This window comes from Agreia sp. (assembly GCF_964263775.1).
In the GTDB taxonomy this organism is placed as follows: domain Bacteria; phylum Actinomycetota; class Actinomycetes; order Actinomycetales; family Microbacteriaceae; genus Agreia.
The window spans coordinates 1-7554 of sequence record NZ_CAXVWM010000203.1; the positions used below are offsets into that span (position 1 = coordinate 1).

General features: G+C 67.7%; 3 protein-coding genes. 1 reads left to right on the forward strand and 2 read right to left on the reverse strand.

All coding sequences use genetic code 11. The features are described from left to right. Positions 1–1352: hypothetical protein (locus tag ACE5CZ_RS14395; RefSeq protein WP_374948016.1), on the forward strand; the 1352-nt coding region annotated here is incomplete at its 5' end. Here ACE5CZ_RS14395 and ACE5CZ_RS14400 read toward each other — a convergent pair. After that, the gene (locus tag ACE5CZ_RS14400; protein ID WP_374948017.1) at positions 1260–2183 is read right to left on the reverse strand and encodes a hypothetical protein; all 924 of its coding nucleotides are present in this window, start codon (positions 2181–2183) and stop codon (positions 1260–1262) included. The two genes, ACE5CZ_RS14395 and ACE5CZ_RS14400, sit on opposite strands and share 93 nt — an antisense overlap. Positions 2184–2190: 7 nt before the next feature. After that, positions 2191–7545 (reverse strand): PKD domain-containing protein, encoded by a 5355-nt coding sequence (locus ACE5CZ_RS14405; protein WP_374948018.1) that lies wholly within the window; start codon positions 7543–7545, stop codon positions 2191–2193. Positions 7546–7554: the final 9 nt, after the last annotated feature.

Sequence of the window (7554 nt, forward strand, 5' to 3'; positions counted from 1 at the left end):
GCCAAGAAGGTTCCGGTAACCAAGCCGTGATTCTGCTCGTGGCCTGGATCGCGTTCTGCGCGGTATTCGCCGTGCTCGCGCGAAACCGCCCCATGCTCAGCGTGGGGCTTGCGACTGCGCTCTGGTTCCTCGTGCCCTCCATCGCCGGGCACTTGATCACGGGCCAAGCCGACGGCTCCCTGTCCTTCCACCCCGCGTCGTGGCTAGTGCTGGCGGCCTTCGGCGTGCAGAGCTTCTACAACGGCCGCCGGCTGGTCGCGATAGTAGCCGATCACATCCTGCTCTTTCTCGTCTTCGTCGTCGTGATTGCGGTGGCCCTGGTCAACACCCGGTACAGCACCTTCGGCGGCGGAACGGTCATTCTGATCGACCAGATCGTCGTACCCGTGCTCGTCTTCATGCTGATCCTCCTCGGCGCGACGAAGCGCAGCCTGCAGCGCTTCCGCACGATGCTGATCGTGCTGACGACCGTCTCGGTCATCGTGGCGATCGTGCAGTGGAGCCTCAAAGAGACCGTCTTCTACACGGCGCAGTTCGCCGACACCTACTGGTTCGACCCGCGCTACGACCGTTGGATGGGCACGTTCGACCAACCGCTGGCCCTGTCGCTGGTCGTCTGCGTGGTCACTCCCCTGCTCGCCGGGGTCAGGTACTGGTGGCTCCGGGTGCCGCTGCTCGCCCTGATGGTGGCGGGCGCCCTCGTCTCCCAATCGCGTCTCGGCATTGCGCTCGTCGTCGTCGCCGCGGTCTACGTCGTCGTCTCCACGGCGACCACCCCGGCCCGACGGGCCATGGGGCTCTTCGTTACGGCGGTCGCAGTAGTCAGCGCCGCCTTCTCCCCCCTGGCCGCGGGAGTTCTCGGGCGCCTGGAGAATGACACGGGATCGACCCACGCGCGCGAGCTCGCCCTGAGCTTCTTCCTCAGCGACTGGCCCGACTTCTTTCTCGTCGGTCAGGGCATCTCCTCGAGCTATCGTGTCGCGTCGGCGGCCGGACTCGGCACGAGCCTCGAAAGCTCGATTCTGATGTACGCGATCGACATCGGCATCGTCTTCGCCGTGCTGTACTTCGGCTCAATGATCTACCTGCTTGTGCGCTACCGGACGTCCTCCACGGTTCGCGGCATCCAGGTGGCGGGTGTGCTCGCGTTCGTCATTCCCATGACCTACAGCGCCCTGGCGACCCGCTCGGTGGCCGGCATCCTGGTCTGGTCGATTCTGGCCGTGGTAACTGCGTCGAGCCTGATCCGCTCGACCGAGCTACGCGCCGACTCCGCCGACCTTCTCGAGGTCGGCCCGAGAGTAGAGGCCGGCGACGACCCGGTCGTTTCCCGAACCAGCCAGGTTCTCTGACGCCAGGGTCACCTCCTGCGTGCCGGGAAGCGTGAGGAAGTGAACGGGCGTGCCCGAGATCTGCCGCACCGGCACGCCCGAGCGCAGGGCGATCGCGTGAAGCCACAGGTCGTCGGTGTAGGGGGCGACCGACGAGAACGCGTCACCCTGTTCGCGCAGGCGGTCGAGCATGCCGGTCGGGTACAGCACGCCCGAGACACCCAGGGCGACATTCGCCGCGTGCGGCCGGGTGTCGGATGCGTAGGGCCACGACGTGTAGGCCGTCGGCCGGCCGTCGGCATCCAGGCACATGCGCCTGATCCAATAGCCGACGATCGAATCGGGATGCGCGCGGTTCGCGGCCATGACGCCCGACAGCCAATCGGCGGGATACAGAATGTCGTCATCGGCGGTGACGAGCGGCACGGTGAACCGAGTCTGCGACTCGACATAGGGGTAGTACTTCGTGTGCGGCCCGTAGTTGGTGGCGAGCAGCACCTCGAGCCCGCGAGCCTTCTGCCGTTCGAGGGCCGGCGGAAGAGCCAACAGGTCGACGGGTGAATCGATCCAGAGGATCATGCGGGCCGGACGAACAGTGCCACGCGCAATGGATTCGATGGCCAGGTGGACGGTTTCGATGCGCGAGCCATAGCTCGTGAGCGACACGACCACCGGCTCGGTGCCCAGCACAGAGTCGGTGGCCCGCCGCTCACGACGGCCCAGCATCCTCGCCTCGACGACCGCGCGGCGGCCGCGGAGCCGCTTGCGGGCACGTCGGGCCACCCGGCGCACCGCGCGCACCGCACCCGACCCTCGTCGCGCTATCGTCTTCCCCTCGACCAGCTCGGCCACCCTCTGCCTACAGAACCGGGGCGACCGACAGGTTGTCGAACGACACCCGGATCGGGAAGTTCGTCGTCGGCGCGCTGAGGTAGGTGATCAGAGCAACGGCCCCGGGCGCCTGCAGCGACGCCGTCGTGTCATCGATCGTCACCTGCCAGTCGACGGGCTCCGGCTGGCCGGTCGGCCAGAGCTTGGCGCTCAGCGTCGTCGATGGCGAGCCGATGGCCTGCACCCGTAGCGAGTACTCGGTGCCGGGAACGTACGTTCCGGCTACGCCGAGTGCCTTCAGGGTCGTCTCGACTCCTCCCACCGTCTTGCCCAGGTACAGGGTCAGGGCGCCGTTGGCAGCGATCTTGACCTTGCCGCGGTAGTCGTTGCCGGCCGACACCTGGCGCGGAGCCAGCGACACGTACTGCCCCGACCCGTTGTCGAGCTTGTCGAGCGAGAAGGTGACGACCGCGTTGCTTCTGGCCGAGCTGACGGCGGGCAGGAAGGCGTTGAGGCCGGCCCCGCCCTTGCTGAAGGTCAGAACACCCTTTCCGGCGGCGACCGACGCGTTCGCGGCACCTCCGTTCACCGTCCAGGCGCCACCCGTCTCGGCCGATCCGAATCCTGCCGTCCCCGCGCGCTCGAACGTGTCGGCAGCGAGTGCGGCCCCGGGGTTCGGATCGACCGGCACGACCGGGCTCGTGACCGTGACGGAGTTCGACACGGTCGCCGTGGCCCCCGCGTTGTCTGCGACGGTGAGCTGCACCGTGTAGGTGCCGCCGGCGGCGTAAGGGTGAGATGCCGTGGCCCCCGTGGCCGTGGCGCCGTCACCGAAGTTCCAGGCGTACGACGCGATCGTTCCGTCGGAGTCGGTCGACGAGGATCCATCGACCGATGCCGTGAGCCCAGCGGCAGAGCTGGTGAAGGCTGCGACGGGCGCGGCGTTCACCGGCGCCGGCGGAGTGACGACAGCGCCGATGGTCGATGCCGACAGGTCGTCGAAAGACGCCACGAGGGGGACGTTGGTCGACGAGCCGCTGAGGTAGCTCATCAGCCCGACAGTGCCCGCCGCCTGCAGTGCCGCGGTCGTGTCGTTGAGCGTCGCCTGCCAGTTGGTCGGCTCCGCCTGCGACTTCGCCCAGGCCTTGGCGCGGATGGTCGTGCTGCCCGATCCCTCGACCTCTGTGCGGATCACGTACTCGGTGCCCGCGACGAAAGTTCCGGTGAGGTTGACGGCCTTGAGGGTCGTCTCCACCCCGCCGACGGTCTTGCCGATGTACAGGGTCATTGCTCCGTTGGAGGCGATCTTCACCCGGGCACGGTAGTCGGTGCCCGGGGCGACCTGGCGACCGGCGACCGACACGAAGCCGCCACCGCCGTTCGGAACCGCCGAGAGCGAGAAGGTCGCACGGGTGTTCGTGCTCGTCGACGAGACACCGGCGAGGGAGGCCGCGAGGCTGGCTCCCGCCTTCGTCGACTTGAGCTGGCCCTTGCCCGCAGCGACAGAGGCGTTCGCGACGCCGCCCGTCACCGACCAGGCACCGCCGACGTCGGCCGTGCCGAGCCCGCCCGTCACCGAGCGGCCGAAGGCGTCCGTGGCCAGTGTCGGCGACGGCTGCACGGGAGGCGCCGTGACGGTGACGGACTTCGTCACCGTTCCGGTGGCACCCGCGTTGTCGGTGATCGTCAGCACGACGCTGAACGTTCCGGCCGCCGTGTAGGCGTGGCTCGTCGTCGCACCGGTTCCCGTCGTGCCGTCTCCGAAAGTCCAGGCGTACGACGCGACCGTGCCATCGGCATCCGATGATGTGCCCGCATCGAACGATGCGCTGAGGTCGGCGACCGTGTTCGTGAACGCGGCGACGGGCGGCACGTTCGCCGGCGGTGCCGTGATCGTGACCGACTGCGTGGCCGCCACGACGGCGCCGCGGTTGTCGGTGACCGTCAGGGTGACCGGGAAGGTTCCGCCTGCGGCGTAGGCGTGACTGGCCGTTGCGCCGGTCGCGGTCGCACCGTCACCAAAGTTCCAGGCGTAGCCGGTGATCGTTCCGTCGGAGTCGGACGCCGCCGAGGCGTCGACCGCCAAGGTGAGGTTGGTCGCGACCGTCTTGAACGCGGCGACCGGCGGCACGTTCGGAAGGACGGTGGTGACGGCGTGCTCCACGGAGTCCGTCGCGCCGGTGTTGTCTGTCACGGTCAGCTTCACCGTGTGATCGCCGGCCGTGGTGTAGTGGTGAACCGGAGTCGCTCCGGTCGCCGTGGCTCCGTCGCCGAAGTCCCAGGCGTAGGAGTCGACCGTGCCGTCTCGGTCGACCGAGCCCGACCCGTCGAACGTCACGTCGAGGTCGGCCACGACAGACGAGAACGAGGCGACGGGCTTGACGTTCGGAACCGCACCGGCACCGAGCCTGTAGTGGTTCGTCACCTCGTCGCTCGTCAGGGCCCGCGGGTAGACCGCGACCTCGTCGATCGTGCCGGCGAAGTAGGGAGCGGTGTTGCCCCACGTCGTGTCGCCGCCGACCCGCCAGTATCCCGTGTAGTCCTGCGCCCGTGTCTGCGGGTTCGTGCCCGAGAGCGCGCCGTCGACGAACAGCTTGAGCCCTGCAGACGATTGCGACGCCGACACGTAGTGCCACGCGCCGTCGTTGTAGGCGGCCGGGGTGGTGATGGTGTTCGTCTGGCCCGTGTACGTTCCGAAAGTCAGCCGACCGTCGTTGCCCATGTAGATGTGCCGGTCGTAGCCGCCCGATCCGCCGGTCTTGTTCGTGCCGAAGCCGATCAGCTTGCCACCCCGTGTGGTGGTGGTCTTGAACCAGAGCTCGAGCGCATAGGTGTTCGGGTTGGTGAACTGGCTCGCGCTCGAGATGCCCGCTTGCTGCCAGCCGCCGTTGTCGACGGGCTCGAACATGGCCGCCGTGTTGGTCACTCCAGACAGGGCACCGGAGGCACCCTGGGTCACGAGTCCCGTGTAGTCGCCCGGGTTGTCGCTCTTGCTCGAGTCCACGGCCACCTGTCCGCCGGTCTCACCGAGACGCCAGTAGAGCGTCGGGTCGAGGTTGAAGACGGATGCGCCATAGGCGTCGGCCGGGGCGGCCGGAATCGGCGACACCCGACCCGATGCCACGTAGTGCGCGACGAGCTGGTCTTGCGTCAGCGCGGCGCCGTAGACGGCCACCTCGTCGATGTCGCCGGTGAGGTAGTCGCTGTTCGGGTCTCCTGGCCAGCTGCCGAGGTTGTCGCCGCCGATCCTCCAGTATCCCGTGAAGTCCTGGCCCTGGGTGACATCCGTGCGGCTGCCCACGAGCTTGCCGTCGACGAACAGCTTCATGCCGGCGGGGCTCAGCGACGCGGCCACATGGTGCCATTCGCCGTCGTTGAACGACTTCGACGAATTGAGGGTCGCGGTGCTGCCGGTGTAGACACCGAACCAGATCTTGCCGTCGTTGCCCATGTAGACCTGGCGATCGTACGAGCCCGACGTACCCGTCGCCGCGTTGCCGAAGCCGATGATCTTTCCTCCGTCGGTCGACGTGGTCTTGACCCACGACTCCACCGTGAAGTTGTTCGGGCTCTTCTCGGCCTTGGGAGTGGTCACGTAGCCGGAGCCGGTGAGACCGATCGCCGTGTTGGTCGTAGCGGCATCCATGCCGGTCTTGCCGAAGTCGACAGGGCCATTGACCGAGGCGTCGTTGAAGCCGGCCCAGTCTTCCACCGTCGTGCCGGCCGCGTCTCCGAGCCGGTAGTACTCCGTGGGAGTGTCGGCCATGACCGCCGTGGAGTATGCACTATCGGTCTGGCCCGCGGCCGTGGCCGTGATGCTCACGGAGTCGGAACGGGCGATGTTGCCGAACGGATCGGTGGCGAAGATGCGGTACCGGTACGACTTGCCGGGAACGAGGCCCTTGTCGAGGTATCCCATCGACGGAAGGTTGTAGAACGACGACTCGGCCGTGGTGGTGTAGATCGGAGTCGTGGTGTTGCCGTCACGGAACACCTCGTACTTGAGGTTCGAGTTGTCCCGATCCCAGTTCGCAGCCCACCGGATGCGCACGGTTCCGCTCACCGTGGACGTGACGGTCGGGTTGAAGCGCGACCCGGTCACCCGGGGACCCTGCGTGTTGGGCGCGACACTCGAGACCGCGAAGCGCACGAGTCCCTGCTGCGCCGTGTTGTTGACGTTCTTGAACTCGCCGCCCATGACCACGTACTTCGACGTGCCGTTGACGTTCCACGGTCCCTGGTTCTGGCCGGTGGCCGTTCCGGTGTCGAGGTCGGGGAACCAGTTCAGCAGGGACGGTGACGGGTTGCCGGTGAAGCTCGGGTAGCCGTGGATGTCCTGCGTGACGGTTCCCGTGGCGGTCTTCGAGAACGCGAGTGCCCGGTGGAATCCCCAGGGGTCGGTCTGCGGGAAGCCGCCGATGTTGCCGCAGTAGTGGGCGTGGCTGGCCACGTAGACGACATCGCCGAGTGGCTTCACCGAATAGCTGTCCCCATGGCAGTCCTCGATCCAGTCGACGGTGCCGCCGTTGAAGTTGGCGCGGAACGCGCCCTCGAGGTTTCCGCCGGCCCCGAAGACGTACCCGGTGCCGTAGAAAGAGTCGCCGTCGCTCGAGAGACTCGTGATGGCGGACTGCGTGTTGCCGTTGCGCACCGTGTTGTTCGTTGCGAAGGGCAGCAGCGAGCCGTCGGCCGTGCTGACCGAGCCGAGTCCGTAGCCGGGGTTCGACGATCCGTTGATCGCCGTGAACTGGCCGCCGATGATGAGCTGCGACTTGTCGGGCGAGAGCACGAGTCCGTTGACCCGTCCACCGGTGACCTGCGGCGCGAAGGGGGTCAGCGCTCCGTTCGACGCAGTGGCCTCGGCGACGCCGGGCCGTTGTTCCGCGCCGACCGTGCTGAACAGACCGCCCATGTAGACCGAGGTCGCCGTTGCCACGATGGCCCGCACCGGGCCCCCGGGTTTCGGCAGGAAGGAGGGGATCAGGGCGCCCGTGGTGGCGTTCAGTGCGGCGATGCGCCACACCGATGAGCCGTTGACCTGGGTGAACGAGCCACCCACGTAGATGCGCGACCCGTCGGGCGACGCGGCGATCGAGAAGGCCTCTCCGTTGAGGCTGGGCGCGAACGACGTGATGAGGTTGCCGGTCGAGAGGCTGTAAGCCAGGATGTTGCTGCGCACGACGGTGTTCACGCCCGGCGCGGAGCCCGCGGGTCGGGCGGTTCCGAACTTACCGGCTGCGTACACGGTATCGCCGATGATGACCTGCTGCCACACCACGCCGTCGATCTGCACAGTCGGCAGCGCATCTGCCGACACCGTCGTCGGGCTGGCGGGGCTCGTGGGGTCGAGCGGCTTGGAGTCGGCGATGGCCGGAGATGCCACGAGGGTGGC